General features: G+C 55.3%; 21 protein-coding genes. 10 read left to right on the top strand and 11 right to left on the bottom strand.

Features of this window, described 5'->3' with window-relative positions; translation table 11 throughout:
• Positions 1–4 precede the first annotated feature (4 nt).
• Both ACOTXR_RS13065 and pyk read left to right on the top strand, forming a co-directional pair.
• The gene (locus ACOTXR_RS13065) at positions 5–880 is read left to right on the top strand and encodes a MurR/RpiR family transcriptional regulator (protein ID WP_032629265.1); all 876 of its coding nucleotides are present in this window, start codon (positions 5–7) and stop codon (positions 878–880) included.
• 134 nt (positions 881–1014) lie between these two features.
• Entirely contained in the window at positions 1015–2457 is a 1443-nt protein-coding gene (gene pyk, locus ACOTXR_RS13060; RefSeq protein ID WP_008500455.1) for a pyruvate kinase, read from the top strand.
• 45 nt (positions 2458–2502) lie between these two features.
• On the opposite strand, the gene lpxM is transcribed toward pyk, so the two are convergent.
• The 3 genes from lpxM to znuA form a co-directional block, all read right to left on the bottom strand.
• Positions 2503–3474: a lauroyl-Kdo(2)-lipid IV(A) myristoyltransferase gene (gene lpxM / locus ACOTXR_RS13055; RefSeq protein WP_023330719.1), complete on the bottom strand. Its 972-nt coding sequence runs from the start codon at positions 3472–3474 to the stop codon at positions 2503–2505.
• 119 nt (positions 3475–3593) lie between these two features.
• Positions 3594–4913 carry a murein DD-endopeptidase MepM gene (mepM, locus tag ACOTXR_RS13050; RefSeq protein WP_058690988.1) on the bottom strand — a complete coding sequence of 440 codons (1320 nt, stop codon included), beginning with the start codon at positions 4911–4913 and terminating at the stop codon, positions 3594–3596.
• 15 nt (positions 4914–4928) lie between these two features.
• Positions 4929–5873: a zinc ABC transporter substrate-binding protein ZnuA gene (znuA, locus tag ACOTXR_RS13045; RefSeq protein ID WP_222834560.1), complete on the bottom strand. Its 945-nt coding sequence runs from the start codon at positions 5871–5873 to the stop codon at positions 4929–4931.
• Positions 5874–5950: 77 nt separating this feature from the next.
• Here znuA and znuC point away from each other — a divergent pair, with 77 nt between their 5' ends.
• A complete protein-coding gene (gene znuC, locus ACOTXR_RS13040; RefSeq protein ID WP_014884314.1) occupies positions 5951–6706 on the top strand; it encodes a zinc ABC transporter ATP-binding protein ZnuC in 756 nt (251 codons plus the stop codon).
• A complete protein-coding gene (znuB, locus tag ACOTXR_RS13035) occupies positions 6703–7491 on the top strand; it encodes a zinc ABC transporter permease subunit ZnuB (RefSeq protein ID WP_014884315.1) in 789 nt (262 codons plus the stop codon). The genes znuC and znuB overlap by 4 nt, the downstream gene beginning before the upstream one ends.
• A gap of 414 nt (positions 7492–7905) precedes the next feature.
• Here the strand turns inward: znuB and ruvB are convergent, their stop codons facing one another.
• The 6 genes from ruvB to aspS all read right to left on the bottom strand — a co-directional run bounded on the left by ruvB (position 7906) and on the right by aspS (position 13162).
• Positions 7906–8916 (bottom strand): Holliday junction branch migration DNA helicase RuvB, encoded by a 1011-nt coding sequence (gene ruvB / locus ACOTXR_RS13030; protein ID WP_014884317.1) that lies wholly within the window; start codon positions 8914–8916, stop codon positions 7906–7908.
• 8 nt (positions 8917–8924) lie between these two features.
• Positions 8925–9539 carry a Holliday junction branch migration protein RuvA gene (ruvA, locus tag ACOTXR_RS13025; RefSeq protein ID WP_023330723.1) on the bottom strand — a complete coding sequence of 205 codons (615 nt, stop codon included), beginning with the start codon at positions 9537–9539 and terminating at the stop codon, positions 8925–8927.
• Positions 9540–9620: 81 nt separating this feature from the next.
• A complete protein-coding gene (ruvC, locus tag ACOTXR_RS13020) occupies positions 9621–10142 on the bottom strand; it encodes a crossover junction endodeoxyribonuclease RuvC (RefSeq protein ID WP_014884319.1) in 522 nt (173 codons plus the stop codon).
• A gap of 34 nt (positions 10143–10176) precedes the next feature.
• Complete coding sequence (locus tag ACOTXR_RS13015; RefSeq protein WP_014884320.1) at positions 10177–10917, bottom strand: YebC/PmpR family DNA-binding transcriptional regulator; 741 nt, start codon at positions 10915–10917, stop codon at positions 10177–10179.
• 27 nt (positions 10918–10944) lie between these two features.
• On the bottom strand, positions 10945–11388 hold the full coding sequence (nudB, locus tag ACOTXR_RS13010) for a dihydroneopterin triphosphate diphosphatase (RefSeq protein ID WP_032636195.1): 444 nt from the start codon (positions 11386–11388) through the stop codon (positions 10945–10947).
• Position 11389: 1 nt separating this feature from the next.
• Entirely contained in the window at positions 11390–13162 is a 1773-nt protein-coding gene (gene aspS / locus ACOTXR_RS13005) for an aspartate--tRNA ligase (RefSeq protein WP_058690989.1), read from the bottom strand.
• Positions 13163–13426: 264 nt separating this feature from the next.
• Here aspS and ACOTXR_RS13000 point away from each other — a divergent pair, with 264 nt between their 5' ends.
• The 5 genes from ACOTXR_RS13000 to cmoB are packed head-to-tail and all read left to right on the top strand — an operon-like array spanning position 13427 to position 17007.
• Entirely contained in the window at positions 13427–13993 is a 567-nt protein-coding gene (locus ACOTXR_RS13000; protein WP_014884323.1) for a hydrolase, read from the top strand.
• A complete protein-coding gene (locus tag ACOTXR_RS12995) occupies positions 13990–14808 on the top strand; it encodes a DUF72 domain-containing protein (protein WP_222834561.1) in 819 nt (272 codons plus the stop codon). Before ACOTXR_RS13000 ends, ACOTXR_RS12995 begins: the two co-directional genes overlap by 4 nt.
• 51 nt (positions 14809–14859) lie before the next feature.
• A complete protein-coding gene (locus ACOTXR_RS12990; RefSeq protein WP_014884325.1) occupies positions 14860–15255 on the top strand; it encodes an MAPEG family protein in 396 nt (131 codons plus the stop codon).
• Between the two features lie 40 nt (positions 15256–15295).
• Entirely contained in the window at positions 15296–16039 is a 744-nt protein-coding gene (gene cmoA, locus ACOTXR_RS12985; protein WP_058690990.1) for a carboxy-S-adenosyl-L-methionine synthase CmoA, read from the top strand.
• Positions 16036–17007 (top strand): tRNA 5-methoxyuridine(34)/uridine 5-oxyacetic acid(34) synthase CmoB, encoded by a 972-nt coding sequence (cmoB, locus tag ACOTXR_RS12980; RefSeq protein ID WP_058690991.1) that lies wholly within the window; start codon positions 16036–16038, stop codon positions 17005–17007. The genes cmoA and cmoB overlap by 4 nt, the downstream gene beginning before the upstream one ends.
• Before the next feature lie 262 nt (positions 17008–17269).
• Here the strand turns inward: cmoB and cutC are convergent, their stop codons facing one another.
• Complete coding sequence (gene cutC, locus ACOTXR_RS12975) at positions 17270–18013, bottom strand: copper homeostasis protein CutC (RefSeq protein ID WP_023330728.1); 744 nt, start codon at positions 18011–18013, stop codon at positions 17270–17272.
• 78 nt (positions 18014–18091) lie between these two features.
• Positions 18092–18652 (bottom strand): VOC family protein, encoded by a 561-nt coding sequence (locus tag ACOTXR_RS12970; protein ID WP_058690992.1) that lies wholly within the window; start codon positions 18650–18652, stop codon positions 18092–18094.
• Between the two features lie 239 nt (positions 18653–18891).
• On the opposite strand from ACOTXR_RS12970, the gene argS reads away from it, so the two are divergent.
• Entirely contained in the window at positions 18892–20625 is a 1734-nt protein-coding gene (gene argS, locus ACOTXR_RS12965) for an arginine--tRNA ligase (protein ID WP_023330729.1), read from the top strand.
• Positions 20626–20634: the final 9 nt, after the last annotated feature.

Genomic DNA, 20634 nt, shown 5'->3' with positions numbered 1-20634 from the left:
AACAATGAATATGCTTGAAAAAATCCAGTATCAACTGGAACACCTTAGCAAATCCGAGCGAAAAGTGGCTGAAGTCATTCTTGCCTCTCCCGCTCAGGCGATTCATTCAAGCATCGCCGCGCTGGCTCAGGAAGCAGGCGTCAGCGAACCGACGGTTAACCGCTTCTGCCGTAGCCTGGAAACGCGCGGCTTTCCTGATTTTAAACTGCATCTGGCACAAAGTCTGGCAAACGGCACCCCTTATGTTAATCGTAATGTGGATGAAGACGACAGCGTAGATGCCTACACGGCGAAAATTTTTGAGTCAGCTATGGCCACGCTTGACCACGTTCGTCAGTCTCTGGATATGAGTTCGGTGAACCGTGCGGTGGATTTACTTACCCAGGCCAAGCGGATCGCGTTCTTCGGACTTGGGTCGTCGGCCGCGGTGGCGCACGATGCCATGAATAAATTCTTCCGCTTCAACGTGCCGGTGATTTATTCCGATGACATTGTGCTGCAACGCATGAGCTGTATGAATTGCAGTGAAGATGACGTCGTGGTACTCATTTCTCATACTGGCCGCACCAAAAGTCAGGTGGAACTGGCGCAGCTGGCCCGTGAAAACGATGCCATGGTGATCGCCCTTACCACCGCCGGTACGCCGCTGGCACGAGAGGCGACGCTCGCCATTACGCTGGACGTCCCGGAGGATACCGATATGTATATGCCTATGGTTTCCCGTCTGGCACAGCTCACGGTTATAGACGTGCTGGCGACCGGTTTTACCTTGCGCCGGGGCGCAAAATTCAGAGATAACTTGAAGCGAGTCAAGGAAGCGCTGAAGGAATCGCGTTTTGATAAAGAATTGCTCATAAAGAGCGATGTTTCCTTAAAGTAGATAACGAAGACGTAACCAATAATTACGATGTAATGATTTACGGCATTCGGTCCACTCTTTGCTGCCTTGCGGCAGATGAAGGCCGATTCAATGTTCACGCAACACCAAAGTTGTTTCAGTCAACGGAGTATTACATGTCCAGAAGGCTTCGCAGAACCAAGATCGTTACCACCTTAGGCCCGGCCACCGACCGCGATAATAACCTTGAAAAGATTATCGCCGCGGGTGCCAACGTGGTGCGCATGAACTTCTCTCACGGTACGCCAGAAGACCATAAATTACGTGCCGACAAAGTGCGTGAGATCGCCGCTAAACTGGGCCGCCATGTCGCTATCCTCGGCGATCTGCAGGGTCCTAAAATTCGTGTCTCCACCTTCAAAGAAGGTAAAGTTTTCCTCAATATCGGCGATAAATTCCTGCTGGATGCCAACCTGGGCAAAGGCGAAGGCGATAAAGAAAAAGTCGGGATTGACTATAAAGGCCTGCCAGCTGACGTGGTGCCTGGCGATATCCTGCTGCTCGACGACGGACGCGTACAGCTGAAGGTGCTCGAAGTTCAGGGAATGAAAGTGTTCACCGAAGTCACCGTCGGCGGCCCGCTCTCCAACAATAAAGGTATCAACAAACTGGGCGGCGGCCTCTCTGCGGAAGCGCTGACCGATAAAGACAAAGCGGACATCGTTACTGCGGCTCTGATCGGCGTTGACTACCTGGCAGTCTCCTTCCCACGCTGTGGCGAAGATCTGAACTATGCACGCCGTCTGGCCCGTGATGCAGGCTGTGATGCCAAAATCGTTGCCAAGGTTGAACGCGCGGAAGCCGTTTGCGATCAGGACGCCATGGACGATGTGATCCTGGCTTCTGACGTGGTGATGGTGGCCCGCGGCGATTTGGGTGTGGAAATCGGCGATCCTGAGCTGGTTGGTATCCAGAAAGCGCTGATTCGTCGCGCACGTCAGCTGAACCGCGCGGTGATCACCGCGACCCAGATGATGGAATCCATGATCACCAACCCAATGCCAACCCGTGCGGAAGTGATGGACGTCGCTAACGCCGTGCTGGATGGTACCGATGCGGTGATGCTGTCTGCGGAAACCGCTGCGGGCCAATATCCTGCTGAAACCGTGGCCGCGATGGCGCGTGTCTGCCTGGGCGCAGAGAAGATCCCAAGCATCAACGTCTCAAAACACCGTCTGGACGTGCAGTTCGACAACGTGGAAGAAGCGATTGCGATGTCTGCCATGTACGCGGCAAACCATCTGAAAGGGGTTACCGCGATCATCACCATGACCGAATCAGGCCGTACCGCGCTGATGACTTCCCGTATCAGCTCCGGTCTGCCGATCTTCGCCATGTCCCGTCATGAACGTACGCTGAACCTGACGGCGCTGTACCGCGGTGTGACGCCGGTGCACTTCGACAGCACCAATGACGGCGTGGCAGCCGCGCACGATGCCGTCAATCTGCTGCGCGACAAAGGTTACCTGGTGTCCGGTGATATCGTTATCGTGACGCAGGGTGATGTGATGAGCACCATCGGCTCAACCAACACCACCCGCGTTATGACCGTCGAGTAACAACATCTGTGTTAAAAAGCCCTCTCCATCTGGAGAGGGCTTTTTTTATTTCCTCGGATAAAGCTCTTTGCGTTTATAAGGTTCCGTTTCACCCGGCTTTCGCGTTTTAAGCAGCTTCAATATCCACGTGTACTGTTCGGTATGCGGCCCCACCAGGATTTCCACCTCTTCGTTCATGCGACGCGCAATGGTGCGATCGTCTGCGGTCAGCAAGTCATCCATCGGCGGGCGAACTTCAATGCTCAGACGGTGCGTTTTACCATCATAAACCGGGAAGAGTGGGATCACGCGGGCGCGACACACCTTCATCAGGCGGCCAATCGCGGGAAGTGTGGCTTTGTAGGTCGCAAAGAAGTCGACAAACTCACTGTGCTCTGGTCCGTGGTCCTGATCCGGCAGATAGTAGCCCCAGTATCCCTGACGTACGGACTGAATAAACGGCTTGATACCATCGTTACGCGCATGCAAACGACCGCCAAAACGACGACGTACGGTATTCCAGACAAAGTCGTAGATTTTGTTGCCCTGGTTATGGAACATGGCCGCCATCTTCTGACCCTGAGAAGCCATCAGCATCGCCGGAATGTCGACACCCCAACCGTGAGGAACGAGGAAAATCACCTTCTCGTCATTGCGACGCATTTCGTCAATGATTTCCAGCCCTTTCCAGTCAACACGGTCAACGATTTTTTCCGGCCCTTTCAGCGCCAGCTCTGCCATCATCGCCATTGCCTGCGGCGCGGTGGTATACATCGCATCGATGATAGCCTCGCGCTCGGCATCGCTTTTTTCGGGAAAACAGTAATAGAGGTTGATCTGCGCACGGCGACGCGCGCTTTTGCCTAAACGCCCGGCCAGACGGCCAATTTTCCCCAGCAGGGGATCGCGCAGCGCAGCAGGCAGCATAGCGATGCCTGCAAAGGTGTAGACCCCGAGCCAGGCGCCCCAGTTGCGCGGATGGCGAAAGGATTTTTCAAACTCAGGAATGTATTCAATATTGTTTTTTTTTGTTTCCATGCTGGTTCCAGGGTCTGGTGACGCAAAATTTTATTGATAGTGTAGCGAGGCAGTCGTCCACGCACAAAAGAAAAAGCCGGCGCATACTGACACCGGCTTTTTTCACAAAAACAGAAGGCTTAGTTTAAGCTCAGCTGCGGTATCACCTCTTTCACCTGCGCCAGGTAATCAGAACGATCTTTACCCGTCAGGCCTTCGGTGCGTGGCAGTTTCGCCGTCAGCGGGTTTACGGCCTGTTGGTTAATCCACACTTCATAGTGCAGGTGCGGGCCGGTCGAGCGTCCGGTGTTGCCGGAGAGCGCGATACGGTCGCCACGTTTCACTTTCTGTCCAGGTTTAACCAGCAGTTTACGCAGGTGCATATAGCGGGTGGTGTAGGTACGACCGTGACGCACCGCGACATAGTAGCCTGCGGCACCGCTACGTTTAGCCACGACCACTTCACCATCACCCACAGCCAGCACCGGCGTGCCCTGCGGCATGGCAAAGTCAACGCCACGGTGTGGTGCGACGCGCCCGGTAACCGGGTTCAGACGACGCGGGTTAAAGTTAGAGGAAACGCGGAACTGTTTAGCCGTCGGGAAGCGCATAAAGCCTTTCGCCAGTCCCGTACCGCTGCGGTCGTAGAACTTACCGTCTTCGGCACGGATGGCATAGTAATCTTTGCCATCAGAGCGCAGACGTACGCCCACCAGTTGGCTCTGCTCACGCTTGCCGTCGAGCATTTCGCGAGACATCAGCACGGAAAACTCATCGCCCTTCTTCAGCTTGCGGAAATCCATCTGCCACTGCATGGCTTTGATCACCGCACTGATTTCAGAGCTGGTGAGACCGGCATCACGGGCGCTGGAAACGAAGCTTCCGCCTACTGTGCCTTTCATCACGCTGTTCACCCAGTCGCCCTTCTGCATTTCACTGGTCATTTTGAAACCGTTTGCAGTGCGATCGTAGGTGCGGGTTTCACGGCGGGACATCTCCCAGGTTAACCGCTGGAGATCGCCATCCGCCGTTAAGGTCCAGGAGAGCTGTTGCCCTATTTTCAGGTTACGCAGGTCTTTATCTGCAGCAGCGAGCTGACTGATATTCCCCATGTCGATACCGTACTGGTTGAGCACGCTGCTCAGCGTGTCACCGGTAGAGACAACATACTCGTGGCTCCCGGCCTCGTTCTCGATTTTATCGTCCAGTTCATCCTGGGGAATCGCTTCATCTTCCTGAGCAGCCTGGTCGATAGGCTCACTGGCTTCAGGCAGTAAAGAACGGATCTCGCTCTTTTCAAGCTCGATGGTTTTGATGATAGGGGCAGAACTCGGGTGGTAAACATAGGGCCGCCAGACGGCGACCGCTAAGGTGAGTACTGTAAGCGACCCCAGCATAACGCGGTGGGGTCGAGGCAGATTGTTAAATGCCAGGGCGACAGAGCGGGCTATCTGTTGCACGTATTCACTTCCTCGTTAATCTCCTTTCAGGCAGCTCGCATACTGGTCCGCCAGTTGGCTGAGGAACTGCGAATAGCTCGCTTTGCTCAACTGGATATTCGTTCCTAGCGGGTCAAGGGTCCCCATGCGCACGGATGTCCCCCTGGCCACGGCTTCTACGACCGCTGGCCTGAACTGTGGCTCAGCAAAAACGCATGTCGCTTTTTGCTCAACCAACTGTGTTCTGATTTCATGTAAACGCTGCGCACCAGGTTGAATTTCAGGGTTGACGGTGAAGTGCCCATGCGGGGTCAAACCATAGTGTTTTTCATAGTAGCCATAGGCGTCATGAAAAACGAAATACCCTTTTCCTTTCAACAGTGCGAGCTCATTACCTACCTGCTTATCGGTTGCGGCTAATTGTGCCTCAAAATCCTTCAGGTTGGCGTCTAGTTTGGCTCGACTTTGCGGCATAAGTTCCACTAATTTGTCGTGGATTGCAACCGCTGAAAGCCGCGCTATCTCTGGGGAAAGCCAGAGATGCATGTTGTACTCACCATGATGGTGATCTCCATCACCTTTTTCACCCTCTGCCACGGGATGGTCATGTTCATCACCGTCGTCATCCGTGCCTTTCATGAGCAACGGTTTCACGCCGGAAAGCCCGGCAATCGCAACCTGTTTATCGCCTGGAATCTGTTTGGCCGACTTCTGCATAAACGCTTCCATCTCTGGTCCAATCCAGACGACTAAGTCCGCGTTTTGTAAGCGTTTTACATCTGAAGGGCGAAGAGAATAGTCATGCTCAGAGGCCCCGTCAGGCAGCAAAACCTGGGTTTCCGTCACCCCATCGGCAATGGCCGACGCGATGAATCCAAGCGGTTTAAGCGAAGCGACAACCGCCGCGTTAACATCTTGTGCGGTTGTACCCCAAAGGGCAGCGGATAATGCTGCGAAAAGAAGCGTATTTTTATGTAACATAATGCGACTAATCATCGTAGTGAATGCGTGGAATGTGATATTATAACATTCGTTGACTTCTTCAAGCTTAAATTGACATGACGACACTGGTTTCTCTCGATAATATTTCGGTCTCTTTCGGCCAGCGCCGCGTCCTCTCTGACGTGTCGCTGGATCTGAAGCCCGGCAAAATTCTGACGCTGCTTGGTCCTAATGGCGCAGGTAAATCCACGCTGGTACGGGTTGTACTGGGTCTGGTGACGCCCGATGAAGGTGTTATCACCCGCGAGGAAAAATTGCGTATCGGCTATGTGCCTCAGAAATTACATCTGGACGCCACGCTGCCTTTAACGGTGAGTCGCTTTCTGCGCCTGCGCCCCGGCACGCGGAAAGCCGATATTCTCCCGGCGCTGAAACGCGTACAGGCGGGCCACCTTATTGACGCGCCGCTGCAAAAACTTTCCGGGGGTGAGACGCAGCGCGTTTTGCTGGCGCGCGCGCTGTTGAGCAGCCCGCAACTGCTGGTGCTTGATGAGCCTACCCAGGGGGTGGACGTTAATGGTCAGGTCGCGCTTTATGATTTGATCGATCAGCTTCGCCGTGAACTGAATTGCGCCGTGCTGATGGTCTCCCACGATCTCCATCTTGTCATGGCGAAAACGGACGAAGTGCTGTGCCTTAACCATCATATTTGCTGTTCCGGCACGCCTGAAGTGGTCTCGATGCACCCGGAGTTTATCTCCATGTTTGGCCCTCGTGGCGCTGAACAGCTGGGAATTTACCGTCATCATCATAATCACCGCCATGATTTACAGGGACGAATTGTCCTGCGCCGGGGAAATGGACACTCATGATTGAACTGTTACTGCCCGGCTGGCTGGCCGGGATTATGCTTGCCTGCGCCGCGGGTCCACTCGGCTCGTTTGTGGTCTGGCGCAGAATGTCCTATTTCGGTGATACCCTCGCGCACGCCTCTTTGCTGGGCGTGGCTTTTGGTTTACTGCTGGATGTGAATCCCTTCTACGCGGTGATTGTCGTCACCCTGCTGCTGGCAGCCGGGCTGGTCTGGCTGGAGAAACGTCCGCACCTCGCCATTGATACGCTGCTTGGCATTATGGCCCACAGCGCGCTCTCGCTGGGTCTGGTCGTGGTGAGTCTGATGTCGAATATCCGCGTCGACCTGATGGCCTATCTGTTTGGCGATCTGCTTGCCGTGACGCCGGAAGATTTAATTTCCATCGCCTTCGGTGTGGTGGTGGTACTCGGTATTCTGCTCTGGCAGTGGCGTAACCTGCTGGCGATGACCGTCAGCCCGGACCTGGCCTTCGTCGACGGCGTGAAGCTGCAGCGGGTTAAGCTACTGCTGATGCTGGTGACGGCATTAACCATCGGCGTGGCGATGAAGTTCGTCGGGGCGCTGATTATTACCTCGCTGCTGATCATCCCTGCCGCCACGGCGCGCCGTTTTGCCCGCACGCCGGAGCAGATGGCCGGTGTGGCCGTGATTATCGGGATGATTGCGGTAACGGGTGGGTTAACCTTCTCGGCGTTTTATGACACGCCTGCGGGGCCGTCAGTGGTGTTGTGTGCGGCGGTGTTGTTTATTTTTAGTATGATGAAAAAACAACCGAATGCATGAATGAGCGATTACCGCTTTCATAGAGGGTCACGCTTCGCTTCATGCGCTGTGATCAACGCATGGCGGGACTTAAACCGCTGGAGTGCGCCCATGTTGGGTGCACACGTAAATAAGCCCCGATGAAATTATCGGGGCTTATTTTATTACCTGGTACACGTTGCTAAATGCAATTTGGCACCTGGGACGTTTATACCGCCTTCCATATCAAGACACTTGACAATACCATCGGTATCAACTTTTTTCAGCTGTCCGTTAAGGAAGGTGCGAATAAGTCACCAAACGCAAAAAAACGCCTATGTAAGTGATTGAATTTAATTGACTAAAAGTTTCATTTTCGTTGCGGAGGGTACTTATTCGCACCCTCCCTAATCGGTCAGCGTCGCAGGCGAAATTTAACATCCCGCCTGCTCATCATTACGGCATTGACGGTGGCGTAATGCCGAAATGATTCCACGCCCGCACCGTCGCCATACGACCACGCGGCGTACGCTGTAAGAATCCCTGCTGGATCAGATACGGCTCCAGAACATCCTCGATAGTTTCACGCTCTTCACCGATCGCCGCCGCCAGGTTATCCAGCCCGACCGGTCCGCCAAAGAATTTATCCAGCACCGCCAGCAGCAGTTTGCGGTCCATATAGTCAAAGCCTTCGGCATCGACGTTAAGCATATCCAGCGCCTGGGCGGCAATCTCTGCCGAAATGGTGCCATCGTGCTTCACTTCGGCAAAGTCGCGCACGCGACGCAGCAGGCGGTTGGCAATACGCGGCGTACCACGCGAACGCTTCGCCACTTCAAAAGCGCCCTCTTCGCTCATCTCCAGCCCCATATAGCGCGCGCTACGACCGACAATATGTTGCAGGTCCGGCACCTGATAAAACTCCAGACGCTGCACGATACCGAAGCGGTCGCGCAGTGGAGAGGTCAACGATCCGGCACGGGTCGTTGCGCCAATCAGGGTAAACGGCGGCAGATCGATCTTGATGGAGCGCGCAGCCGGGCCTTCACCAATCATGATATCCAGTTGGTAATCTTCCATTGCCGGATAGAGGACTTCCTCTACCACCGGAGACAGACGGTGGATTTCATCGATAAACAGTACGTCATGCGGTTCAAGGTTGGTCAGCATCGCCGCCAGATCGCCGGCTTTCTCCAGCACCGGGCCGGAGGTCGTGCGCAAGTTGACGCCCATTTCATTGGCAACGATATTCGCCAGCGTGGTTTTCCCCAACCCCGGCGGGCCAAAAATCAGCAGGTGATCGAGCGCATCGCCGCGCAGCTTTGCCGCCTGGATGAAAATCTCCATCTGGGAACGTACCTGCGGCTGGCCGATATACTCATCAAGCAGTTTCGGGCGGATCGCACGATCCACCACGTCTTCTGCCTGAAGGGTGCCTGCCGATACCAGGCGGTCTGCTTCAATCATCCTTTACCTCACAATGCAGCGCGCAGCGCTTCACGAATCAGGGTTTCACTGCTGGCATCCGGTTTGGCAATTTTGCTTACCATCCGACTGGCCTCCTGAGGTTTATAGCCCAGCGCCACCAGCGCGGCAACCGCTTCCTGCTCAGCGTCATCATCTGTTGACGGCGCCCCCGGTGACGTCAGAACCAGATCGGTCGCCGGGGTGAACAGATCGCCATGCAGACCTTTAAAGCGGTCTTTCATCTCAACAATCAGACGCTCGGCGGTTTTCTTACCAATCCCCGGGAGCTTAATCAGCGCCGCAGGATCTTCGCGCTCAACGGCATTCACGAACTGCGGAGCAGACATACCGGACAAAATCGCCAGTGCCAGCTTCGGTCCCACGCCGTTGGTTTTAATCAGCTCGCGGAACAGGGTACGTTCCTGCTTGTTGTTGAAGCCGTAAAGCAACTGAGCATCTTCACGCACCACGAACTGAGTAAAGACAATCGCCTCTTTACCCGCGTCCGGCAGCTCGTAGAAGCAGGTCATTGGCATGTGGACTTCATAGCCCACGCCACCCACTTCCAGCAGCACTAACGGGGGTTGTTTTTCAATGATGATGCCTCTGAGTCTGCCTATCACGTGACGCTCCTGCGTTCTGGAAAATGTTTGACTGGCGACATAATAAAAAAAGGCTGGATGTTTATCCAGCCTGATTTCTCTTTATCGTAACCTGCCTCGCGCCAGATTGAGCCGCGATTCACTCATTTGCATCGCGTTCTGGCTGACGTGACAGTGGGTAATCGCAATGGCCAGCGCATCGGCGGCATCGGCCTGCGGGTTCGCGGGAAGCTTCAGCAAGGTACGCACCATATGCTGCACCTGGCTTTTCTCCGCGCTACCTATCCCCACCACCGTCTGCTTTACCTGACGTGCGGCATATTCGAACACCGGAAGATCCTGGTTCACGGCGGCAACAATCGCCACGCCGCGCGCCTGCCCCAGCTTTAGCGCCGAATCGGCGTTTTTTGCCATAAAGACCTGCTCAATGGCAAAAAAATCAGGCTGAAACTGGGTGATGATTTCCGACACGCCCGCATAAATCAGCTTCAGGCGCGACGGCAGATCGTCCACTTTGGTGCGAATACAGCCGCTGCCGAGGTAGGTTAGCTGGCGTCCCACCTGGCGGATAACGCCATAACCGGTGACGCGCGAGCCGGGGTCAATCCCAAGGATAATCGACATCACGCGTCTCCCGTAAACGGCTTATACGATCTCATCAGAGAGTCGCTGCAACCTCATCAGAGATTTCACCGTTGTGATACACTTCCTGCACGTCGTCGCAGTCTTCGAGCATGTCGATCAGACGCAGCAGTTTTGGCGCAGTTTCCGCATCCATGTCCGCTTTGGTGGATGGGATCATGGAAACTTCAGCGTTGTCCGCTTTCAGACCCGCGGCTTCGAGTGCATCGCGCACGGCGCCCATCTCTTCCCACGCGGTGTAAACGTCAATTGCGCCATCATCGTAGGTCACCACGTCTTCCGCACCGGCTTCCAGGGCGGCTTCCATGATCACATCTTCGTCGCCTTTCTCGAAGGAGATGACGCCTTTTTTGCTGAACAGGTAAGAAACGGAACCGTCGGTACCCAGGTTGCCGCCGGTTTTAGTGAATGCATGGCGCACTTCCGCAACGGTACGGTTACGGTTGTCGGACAGACACTCAACCATTACGGCAGTACCGCCAGGGCCGTAACCTTCATAAATGATGGTTTCCATGTTCGCGTCTTCATCACCGCCTACACCACGTGCGATGGCACGGTTCAGGGTGTCACGCGTCATGTTGTTAGACAGCGCTTTATCCACCGCCGCGCGCAGACGCGGGTTAGAGGCCGGATCGCCGCCGCCCAGACGTGCCGCTGTCACCAGCTCACGAATGATTTTGGTAAAGATCTTACCGCGTTTGGCATCCTGTGCCGCTTTACGGTGTTTGGTGTTGGCCCACTTACTATGACCTGCCATAAAAAGTTCTCCAAAAATCGCGCCTTCTCAGGCAGCGTTAATTACAAATTCTTCAATCGCCTGCCGGTTGCTCCACGACTTGGTCAGTGCGGCGGCATCCGTCGCATCCACCCAGCGGTAGTTCAGGTGTTCGGTAAACACGATCTCCCGCTCATGGGGGAGCGCGAGACAGAACCACGATTCCGTATTGCGCTCAATGCCCGGCGCGTAGCGATGACGTAAATGGCTAAAAATTTCAAACTCCACCGTGCGCTGACAGTCCTTCAGGGTCAGTTGCTCGCGAGCAACATCAATGGTGACCTCTTCCTTTACTTCACGCGCGGCGGCCTGCTGCGCGGTTTCCCCCTCTTCCAGGCTGCCGGTAACCGACTGCCAGAAATCAGGATCGTCGCGCCGCTGCAACATTAGCACCCGCTTCGTGTCCTGGGCATAAATGACAACTAAGACAGAAACGGGAAGCTTGTATGTCATATCAGTTTTTCTCTTCCTTCTTCACCACCTCAATGCCCAGCTCAGCCAGTGCAGTCGGGTTAGCAAAGCTTGGCGCTTCGGTCATCAGACACGCTGCGGCAGTGGTTTTCGGGAAGGCAATAACATCACGAATGTTATCGGTGCCGGTCAGCAGCATGGTCAGACGGTCAAGACCGAAAGCCAGACCCGCGTGTGGCGGTGTACCGTATTTCAGGGCGTCCAGCAGGAAGCCAAATTTCTCACGCTGCTCCTGTTCGTTAATGCCCAGGATGCCGAACACGGTCTGCTGCATTTCGCCGCTGTGAATACGCACGGAACCGCCGCCCACTTCGTAGCCGTTGATCACCATGTCGTAGGCGTTTGCCACCGCATCTTCCGGAGACGCTTTCAGCTCTGCCGCCGTCATGTCTTTTGGCGAGGTGAACGGGTGGTGCATCGCGGTCAAGCCGCCTTCACCGTCGTCTTCAAACATCGGGAAGTCGATAACCCACAGCGGTGCCCATTTGGTTTCGTCGGTCAGGCTGAGGTCTTTGCCCAGCTTCAGACGCAACGCGCCCATCGCATCGGCAACCACTTTCTTGTTGTCTGCACCGAAGAAGATCATGTCGCCATCCTGCGCGCCGGTGCGCTCAAGGATCGCTTCCACGATGTCCGCATTCAGGAACTTCGCAACCGGGCTGGTGATCCCTTCCAGACCTTTCGCACGCTCGGTTACTTTAATATAGGCCAGACCTTTCGCGCCGTAGATCTTAATGAAGTTGCCGTAGTCGTCGATCTGCTTACGGCTCAGTGCCGCACCGCCCGGTACGCGCAGGGCTGCAACACGGCCTTTCGGATCGTTAGCCGGGCCGGCGAATACCGCGAACTCAACGGATTTCACCTGGTCTGCAACATCCACCAGCTCCATCGGGTTACGCAGGTCTGGTTTGTCGGAACCGTAACGACGCTCGGCTTCGGCGAAGGTCATGATCGGGAAATCGCCCAGCTCGACGCCTTTCACGTCATTCCACAGGCTACGCACCAGCGCTTCCATCACTTCACGCACCTGCTCGGCGGTCATGAAGGAGGTTTCCACATCGATCTGGGTGAATTCTGGCTGACGGTCAGCACGCAGGTCTTCGTCGCGGAAACATTTGACGATCTGATAGTAGCGATCGAAACCGGACATCATCAGCAGCTGTTTGAACAGCTGTGGAGACTGTGGCAGCGCGTAGAATTTGCCTTTATGTACGCGGGATGGGACCAGATAATCGCGCGCACCTTCCGGTGTGGCTTTGGTCAGCATCGGGGTTTCGATATCGAGGAAACCGTGGTCATCCATAAAACGGCGCACCAGGCTGGTGATTTTCGCACGGGTTTTCAGGCGCTGGGCCATCTCCGGACGACGCAGATCCAGGTAGCGGTATTTCAGACGCGCTTCTTCCGTGTTGACGTGGTTGGAGTCCAGCGGCAGCGCTTCAGCACGGTTAATGATAACCAGATCGGACGCCAGTACTTCAATGGCACCCGTCGCCATGTCTGCGTTGACGTTTTTCTCGTCACGCGCACGCACGGTACCGGTGACCTGAATGCAGAACTCATTACGCAGCTCAGAAGCCAGCTTCAACGCATCCGCACGATCCGGGTCGAAGAACACCTGAACGATACCTTCACGGTCGCGCATATCGATGAAAATAAGGCTACCAAGATCACGACGACGGTTGACCCAACCACACAGGGTGACCTGCTGTCCGACGTGGGACTGACGCAGCTGCCCGCAATATTCTGTACGCATGAGATATCCCTTAATTAGCCGCAGGCTAAATGTCGCCTGGAATGCAGGCTACTATGTCGCAGCTTTCTGTATGTCACAACTGGATGAAAAAAGGCGGCTATTATACTGGAAATTCCGCCGGACGATAAGAGCGAACCACGGCCTGACGGTCGTTTGCTGCACTCTTATTGCGCATTCTCACAAAAATTAACAAAATTATCCGACCCATTACAGGTCATCACGTCGTATGGTGTTACGGAAGTGATTCATTTAACGGGAGTAACGATGTTAACACTGGATGCCAGCAAAACCGCGCTTGTGGTGATTGATTTACAGGAAGGGATCCTGCCCTTTGCCGGTGGCCCGCACGCTGCGGATGATGTGGTTAGCCGCGCCGCTCGTCTGGCGGAAAAATGCCGTGCCAGCGGTGCCCCTGTAGTCATGGTGCGCGTCGGCTGGTCCGCTGATTTCGCCGAGGCGTTAAAACAGCCCGTTGATGCACAGGCGCCCGCCCATGCCCTGCCGGAAAACTGGTGGACGTATCCGGTGTCGCTGGGCAAACGCGACAGCGATATCGAAGTGACCAAACGTCAATGGGGCGCATTCTACGGAACCGATCTGGAACTGCAGCTCCGCCGTCGTGGTATCGACACCCTTATTCTGTGCGGCATTTCTACCAACATCGGCGTGGAGTCTACCGCCCGTAACGCCTGGGAGCTGGGCTTTAACCTGGTCATTGCAGAAGATGCCTGCAGCGCGGCTTCCGCGGAACAGCATCAGGGCAGCATGACCCATATCTTCCCGCGTATCGGACGCGTGCGCAGCACGGACGAGATCCTGAGCGCGCTATGATGTATGTGGGGTTACCCCAGTGGTCGCACCCGAAATGGGTGCGCCTGGGCATCACCGGCCTGAAAGAATATGCCCGACACTTCAACTGTGTCGAGGGCAACACGACCCTCTACGCGCTGCCTAAAGCGGAGATTGTTGAACGCTGGCGGGAGCAAACGACCGACGATTTCCGGTTCTGTTTTAAGTTTCCGGCGACCATCTCCCACAACGCCGCGCTGCGCAACTGCGGGGATTTAACCGAAGAGTTCTTTACGCGCATGTCGCCACTGGCGAACCGGATTGGGCAATACTGGCTCCAGCTTCCCGCCACGTTCGGCCCGCGCGATCTGCCTGCCCTGTGGCAGTTTCTGGATAGCCTGCCCCGCGAGTTTACCTACGGCGTGGAGGTCAGGCATGCTGAATTTTTTGCCAAAGGTGAAGCAGAAATAGCGCTCAACCGCGGCCTGCTGGAACGTGCGGTCAACCGTGTCATTCTTGACAGTCGCCCCGTCCACAGTGCAATCCCGCACAGTGAAGCGATTGTGGATGCGCAACGCAAAAAACCGAAAGTGCCGGTCCACGCCATCGTCACCGCGCAAAACCCGATGGTCAGGTTCATCGGTAGCGACAACATGCAGCAAAATCAGGCGATGTTCGCCGTCTGGCTGCAAAAATTAGCGAAGTGGGAGCAAACCACTACGCCCTATCTCTTTTTGCACACACCGGATATTGCGCAGGCACCCGAACTGGTCGATGCTCTCTGGCAGGCCTTGCAGGCCGCGGTTCCCGCCGTGGGCAACGCCCCCTCCATTCCACAACAATCTTCTCTTTTCTGATATCACCCCCTATCATAGTGAAGTGCCATCTGCCAAAAACAGGGAGTTTGTATGGTCAGCGCGCTGTATGCGGTGTTAGGTGCATTACTGCTGATTAAGTTTTCATTTGATGTTGTGCGTCTGAGAATGCAGTACCGCGTTTCTTATGGTGACGGCGGTTTTTCGGAACTGCAAAGCGCTATCCGCATTCACGGTAATGCGGTCGAATACATCCCCGTCGCCTTGATTTTACTGCTGTTTATGGAGATGAATGGCGCAGAAACCTGGATGGTTCACGTCTGTGGCCTGCTTCTGATTGCTGGCCGGCTAATGCATTATTATGGCTTTCACCACCGCTTATTCCGCTGGCGTCGTTCCGGCATGAGCGCGACCTGGTGTTCGCTTTTGCTGATGGTGCTGGCTAACCTTTGGTATATGCCGTGGGAGTTGGTTTTCTCCCTCCATTAGCGCACAATACGCCACTTTATTTTTCCCGGATTTTTACGTTATGTCAGATCGCGACACGCTTTTTTCCGCGCCTATCGCCAGCCTGGGCGACTGGACCTTCGATGAACGGGTAGCCGAAGTCTTCCCGGATATGATCCAGCGCTCTGTTCCCGGTTATTCCAATATTATCTCTATGATCGGTATGCTGGCTGAGCGCTTCGTTCAACCCGGCACGCAGGTCTATGACCTGGGCTGCTCGCTCGGCGCGGCAACGCTGTCGGTACGTCGTAACGTTCATCATGAAGATTGCCGAATCATTGCCGTCGACAACTCCCCGGCGATGGTAGAACGCTGCCGTCGCCATATTGATGCGTATAAAGCCCCTGTACCGGTGGAGGTCGTCGAAGGCGATATTCGTGAGATTGAAATTCACAACGCGTCGATGGTCATCCTGAATTTTACCCTGCAGTTCCTGGTGCCTGAAGACCGTCAGCTGCTGCTGGACAAAATTTACCAGGGGCTAAATCCCGGCGGCGCGCTGGTGCTTTCCGAGAAATTCAGCTTTGAGGATGCCGACGTTGGCGAACTGCTGTTCAATATGCACCACGATTTTAAACGTGCGAACGGTTACAGCGAGCTGGAGATCAGCCAGAAGCGCAGCATGCTGGAAAACGTGATGCTGACAGACTCCGTAGAAACCCACAAAGCGCGCCTGCGCAAAGCCGGATTTGAGCATAGCGAACTGTGGTTCCAGTGCTTTAACTTTGGCTCACTGGTGGCGCTAAAAGCCGGAGATGCAGCATGATTGAGTTCAGTAATTTCTATCAGCTGATAGCTAAAAACCATCTGTCTCACTGGCTGGAAACTCTGCCCGCGCAGATTGCCGCCTGGCAGCGCGATCAGCAGCACGGCCTGTTAAAGCAGTGGTCAAATGCGGTGGAGTATCTGCCGGAGCTGACCCCGCATCGTCTGGACCTGCTTCACAGCGTCACCGCAGAAAGCGAAGCACCGCTCCCGGCCGGGCAGATCAACCGCATCGAAACGCTGATGCGTAACCTGATGCCCTGGCGCAAAGGGCCTTTCTCGCTCTACGGGGTGAACATCAACACCGAATGGCGCTCCGACTGGAAATGGGATCGCGTTCTGCCTCATCTGTCTGACCTGACCGGGCGCACTATTCTGGACGTGGGCTGCGGCAGCGGTTACCACATGTGGCGCATGATTGGCGCGGGCGCGCATCTGGCGGTCGGTATCGACCCAATGCAACTGTTCCTGTGCCAGTTTGAAGCAGTGCGTAAACTGCTGGGCAACGACCAGCGCGCCCACCTGCTGCCGCTGGGAATTGAGCAACTTCCTGCCCTGAAAGCGTTTGATACCGTGTTCTCCATGGGCGTGCTCTATCATCGTCGCTCCCCGCTTGAACATCTGTGGCAGCTTAAAGATCAGCTGGTCAGCGGCGGCGAACTGGTACTGGAAACGCTGGTGATCGAAGGTGACGAACATGCTGTTCTGGTGCCGGGCGATCGCTACGCCCAGATGCGTAACGTCTACTTTATCCCGTCCGCGCTGGCATTGAAGAACTGGCTGGATAAGTGCGGTTTTGTGGATGTGCGGATTGCCGATGTCAGCGTGACGTCACTCGAGGAGCAGCGCCGCACCGACTGGATGATCACCGAGTCGCTGGAGCAGTTCCTTGACCCGGCCGACCACAGCAAAACCATCGAAGGCTATCCGGCACCGATGCGTGCGGTATTGATCGCGACGAAGCCGTAACCTTTTAGCCGGGTGACGGCTACGCCTTACCCGGCCTACGCGTCGCACGTTTTCTCCAAAATAGTTCAAGTTGCAGCAAGGCGGCAACGCAGCGAATCCCCGGGAGCTTACATCAGTAAGTGACCGGGGTGAGCGAGGCGGCCAACGCGGCTGCGGCTTGAAATATGAAGGAGAAAAAAAGGCCCCTGTGTAATTTGCAGGGGCCTGGTACAAGCAAGCATCATATTGGGCGACATGATGCGCGGTAAAAATCGGTACGTTGCTACACGTGATAGCGCTCAATCAGCGACTTCATTTCCGCAACCGACTCTCCATCTACACCGTAGCGTGAATACTCATCCGCTTCAGCATCCGTCGACATTGACAGCCCTGTATTGCGATAACGCATGGGTGAAGGTATCCATTTCCCCGCAGAGCTGTGAAGCTCTTCCACCCCGGCGTTTAAAAACCGTTCCAGATTGCCGGCACGGACTCCCGCACCCGCCATTATTATTGGAACACCGGAATGGGCTTTTAGTTCCGTAATTAATTGCAGACCTTTTTCAGCAGAAGACTGTTGCCCTGATGTCAGAACGCGCGCCACACCCAGTTCGGCAAGGGTATCAAACGCTTGCAGTGGTTTTTTGCACATATCAAACGCACGATGAAACGTCACGGCCATTCCTTTTGCGGCGTCCATCACCTGACGCATACGCGGCAGATCGACCTCACCGTCTTCATCCAGCAGGCCGGTCACCAGCCCGGGGAACCCGAGGTCACGAACAAGGGCGATATCTTCAAGCATGGCACTGAACTCACCCGACGTATAACAAAAATCACCGCCGCGAGGACGAATAATGGGGTGTACCGGAAGGGTGACGGCCTTACGGGCCGACGTCAGCACGCCGTATGAGGGCGTTAACCCTCCTTCTTTCGGGGCGGCGCACAGTTCAATGCGATCGGCCCCTTTCCGTTGCGCGGTGACGGCACACTCCACGCTATAACAACAAATCTCCAGCAGCGCCATCGACTCCTCCTTAAAATCGGCTTAACGCGCCATCATGGCACGCCTCTTGTTTTGGGTCTCAGCGACGAGTCACAACTCTCAGGCTTCGCTGGCAACGATCTGCTCAATGGTCCACGGATGAAATTTCATCGTCACCTGCCCGTCAGTCACGGCCAGCGTCGGATTAGGCAGACGCTCACGCTCGCCTTTGGGCGAACTTGTCTTCACAAAAATGCCCGGCTGGCTTAATCCCTCGTCTGAGAGCAGGGCCAGCGCGCGCGCGTTCAACGTTTCCGGCTCACCCGGCAGGACGATTTCGATATGCTCCCAGCCTTCGTGCGGGTAACGTTTTTCACCCGGCCATGGCAGTTCTACAACGGTGAATTGCCAGTGCGCCACGCAGACCGGTTCATGCAGTTTGAACAGACAAATGGGACGACCATTAATCATGTTCTCAGAAAGCAACTCACCACACTGTTCAAACCCGCGACGCCAGCGCTCGGCAGTCGCGTTTTGATGGCAGCGCAAAGAGATGTGATCGGCCTCAAGCGGCGCGATATCCAGACCAAGACGGGTGGCAAGTTCTGTGAACGCCTGGGTGAAGCGCGGTAAATCTGCGGAAATATCATGCAGTTCGTCAATGGATTGCCAGTTCGCCATACGTCAGTCTCTTTTCATGTCGCAAAGCCGCTAATTTACTCTGTTGCCCCGTTTCGACCAACCTCTGAATCGCGGTTTTTACGACTGCATGTTTATGCACCTCTTCTCTGGCTGGATTCTGAGCAATCTTCGGGCCCCGCAATGCTGACGGCAGAAGGCATTTGCAGTATACTCCCGCCCTAAATTCTTTAACTGGCGCGGGCGGTTGTAGGCCCGCATCAAAAACGTAAGGTATCCAGGTGAATATTCAGGCTCTTCTCTCCGAAAAAGTCAGTCAGGCACTGATTGCCGCAGGTGCGCCTGCGGATTGCGAACCACAGGTTCGTCAGTCAGCAAAAGTACAGTTTGGCGACTATCAGGCTAATGGCGTGATGGCAGTGGCTAAAAAACTGGGCATGCCGCCGCGACAGCTCGCTGAGCAGGTATTGACGCATCTGGATCTCACCGGTATCGCCAGCAAAACCGAAATCGCTGGCCCGGGCTTTATCAACATTTTCCTGGAGCCTGCATTCCTGGCAAGCCACGTTGACGCGGCGCTGAAATCAGACCGTCTGGGTGTCTCCCGACCACAAGCGCAGACGGTGGTGATCGACTACTCTGCCCCGAACGTGGCGAAAGAGATGCACGTTGGCCACCTGCGTTCCACCATCATTGGTGATGCCGCGGTGCGCACGCTTGAGTTTCTCGGTCACAAGGTAATCCGCGCAAACCACGTTGGCGACTGGGGTACCCAGTTCGGCATGCTGATTGCTTACCTGGAAAAACAGCAGCAGGAAAACGCGGGCGAAATGGCGCTGGCGGACCTGGAAGGGTTCTACCGCGAAGCGAAAAAGCATTACGACGAAGACGAAACCTTTGCCGAGCGCGCGCGCAGCTACGTCGTCAAGCTGCAGGGCGGGGATCAATACTTCCTCGAGATGTGGCGCAAGCTGGTGGACATCACCATGTCCCAGAACCAGCTCACCTATAACCGTCTGAACGTGACCCTGACCCGTGATGATGTGATGGGTGAGAGCCTCTATAACCCAATGCTGCCGGGCATTGTGGCGGACCTGAAAGCGAAAAACCTGGCGGTTGAGAGCGAAGGTGCAACGGTCGTGTTCCTTGATGAGTACAAAAACAAGGAAGGTGAACCGATGGGCGTGATCATCCAGAAAAAGGATGGCGGCTATCTCTACACCACCACCGATATCGCCTGCGCGAAGTACCGTTACGAAACCCTGCATGCTGACCGTGTGCTGTACTACATCGACTCCCGTCAGCACCAGCACCTGATGCAGGCATGGACTATCGTGCGTAAAGCCGGTTACGTACCGGATTGCGTTCCGCTGGAACACCACATGTTCGGCATGATGCTCGGTAAAGACGGCAAGCCGTTCAAAACCCGTGCGGGTGGTACCGTGAAGCTGTCTGACCTGCTGGATGAAGCGCTGGAGCGCGCCCGTCGTCTGGTGGCAGAGAAGAACCCGGACATGCCTGCCGACGAGCTGGAAAAACTGGCTAACGCCGTCGGTATCGGCGCGGTGAAATACGCGGATCTCTCTAAAAACCGTACCACCGACTATATCTTCGACTGGGATAACATGCTGGCGTTTGAAGGCAACACGGCGCCTTACATGCAATATGCTTACACCCGCGTGCTCTCGGTGTTCCGTAAAGCGAACATTGATGAAAACGTGCTGGCGAATGCGACCGTGACCATCACGGAAGATCGTGAAGCCCAGCTGGCGGCGCGTCTGCTGCAGTTTGAAGAGACGCTGACGGTTGTCGCCCGTGACGGTACGCCGCACGTTATGTGCGCTTACCTGTACGATCTGGCGGGTCTGTTCTCCGGCTTCTACGAGCACTGCCCTATTCTGTCTGCGGAAAATGAATCGGTCCGCAACAGCCGCCTGAAGCTGGCGCAGCTGACGGCGAAGACCCTGAAGCTGGGTCTGGATACCCTGGGTATCGAAACCGTAGAGCGTATGTAATACAAAAAA

The sequence above is a fragment of the Enterobacter cloacae complex sp. IR53030 genome (assembly GCF_049238365.1).
GTDB lineage: Bacteria > Pseudomonadota > Gammaproteobacteria > Enterobacterales > Enterobacteriaceae > Enterobacter > Enterobacter kobei.
This window is presented reverse-complemented; position numbering and strand designations above follow the sequence as displayed.

Excerpts from the sequence above, each read along its gene's own strand:
- ACOTXR_RS13065 (WP_032629265.1), top strand. The coding sequence starts at position 5 with ATGAATATGCTTGAAAAAATCCAGTATCAACTGGAACACCTTAGCAAA.
- ruvC (WP_014884319.1), bottom strand. The coding sequence starts at position 10,142 with ATGTCGATTATCCTTGGGATTGACCCCGGCTCGCGCGTCACCGGTTAT.
- ACOTXR_RS12970 (WP_058690992.1), bottom strand. The coding sequence starts at position 18,652 with ATGGCGAACTGGCAATCCATTGACGAACTGCATGATATTTCCGCAGAT.
- aspS (WP_058690989.1), bottom strand. The coding sequence starts at position 13,162 with ATGCGTACAGAATATTGCGGGCAGCTGCGTCAGTCCCACGTCGGACAG.
- cutC (WP_023330728.1), bottom strand. The coding sequence starts at position 18,013 with ATGGCGCTGCTGGAGATTTGTTGTTATAGCGTGGAGTGTGCCGTCACC.
- ACOTXR_RS13015 (WP_014884320.1), bottom strand. The coding sequence starts at position 10,917 with ATGGCAGGTCATAGTAAGTGGGCCAACACCAAACACCGTAAAGCGGCA.
- znuA (WP_222834560.1), bottom strand. The coding sequence starts at position 5,873 with ATGTTACATAAAAATACGCTTCTTTTCGCAGCATTATCCGCTGCCCTT.
- znuC (WP_014884314.1), top strand. The coding sequence starts at position 5,951 with ATGACGACACTGGTTTCTCTCGATAATATTTCGGTCTCTTTCGGCCAG.
- ACOTXR_RS12995 (WP_222834561.1), top strand. The coding sequence starts at position 13,990 with ATGATGTATGTGGGGTTACCCCAGTGGTCGCACCCGAAATGGGTGCGC.
- ruvB (WP_014884317.1), bottom strand. The coding sequence starts at position 8,916 with ATGATTGAAGCAGACCGCCTGGTATCGGCAGGCACCCTTCAGGCAGAA.
- ACOTXR_RS13000 (WP_014884323.1), top strand. The coding sequence starts at position 13,427 with ATGTTAACACTGGATGCCAGCAAAACCGCGCTTGTGGTGATTGATTTA.
- znuB (WP_014884315.1), top strand. The coding sequence starts at position 6,703 with ATGATTGAACTGTTACTGCCCGGCTGGCTGGCCGGGATTATGCTTGCC.
- nudB (WP_032636195.1), bottom strand. The coding sequence starts at position 11,388 with ATGACATACAAGCTTCCCGTTTCTGTCTTAGTTGTCATTTATGCCCAG.
- lpxM (WP_023330719.1), bottom strand. The coding sequence starts at position 3,474 with ATGGAAACAAAAAAAAACAATATTGAATACATTCCTGAGTTTGAAAAA.
- cmoA (WP_058690990.1), top strand. The coding sequence starts at position 15,296 with ATGTCAGATCGCGACACGCTTTTTTCCGCGCCTATCGCCAGCCTGGGC.
- pyk (WP_008500455.1), top strand. The coding sequence starts at position 1,015 with ATGTCCAGAAGGCTTCGCAGAACCAAGATCGTTACCACCTTAGGCCCG.
- ACOTXR_RS12990 (WP_014884325.1), top strand. The coding sequence starts at position 14,860 with ATGGTCAGCGCGCTGTATGCGGTGTTAGGTGCATTACTGCTGATTAAG.
- cmoB (WP_058690991.1), top strand. The coding sequence starts at position 16,036 with ATGATTGAGTTCAGTAATTTCTATCAGCTGATAGCTAAAAACCATCTG.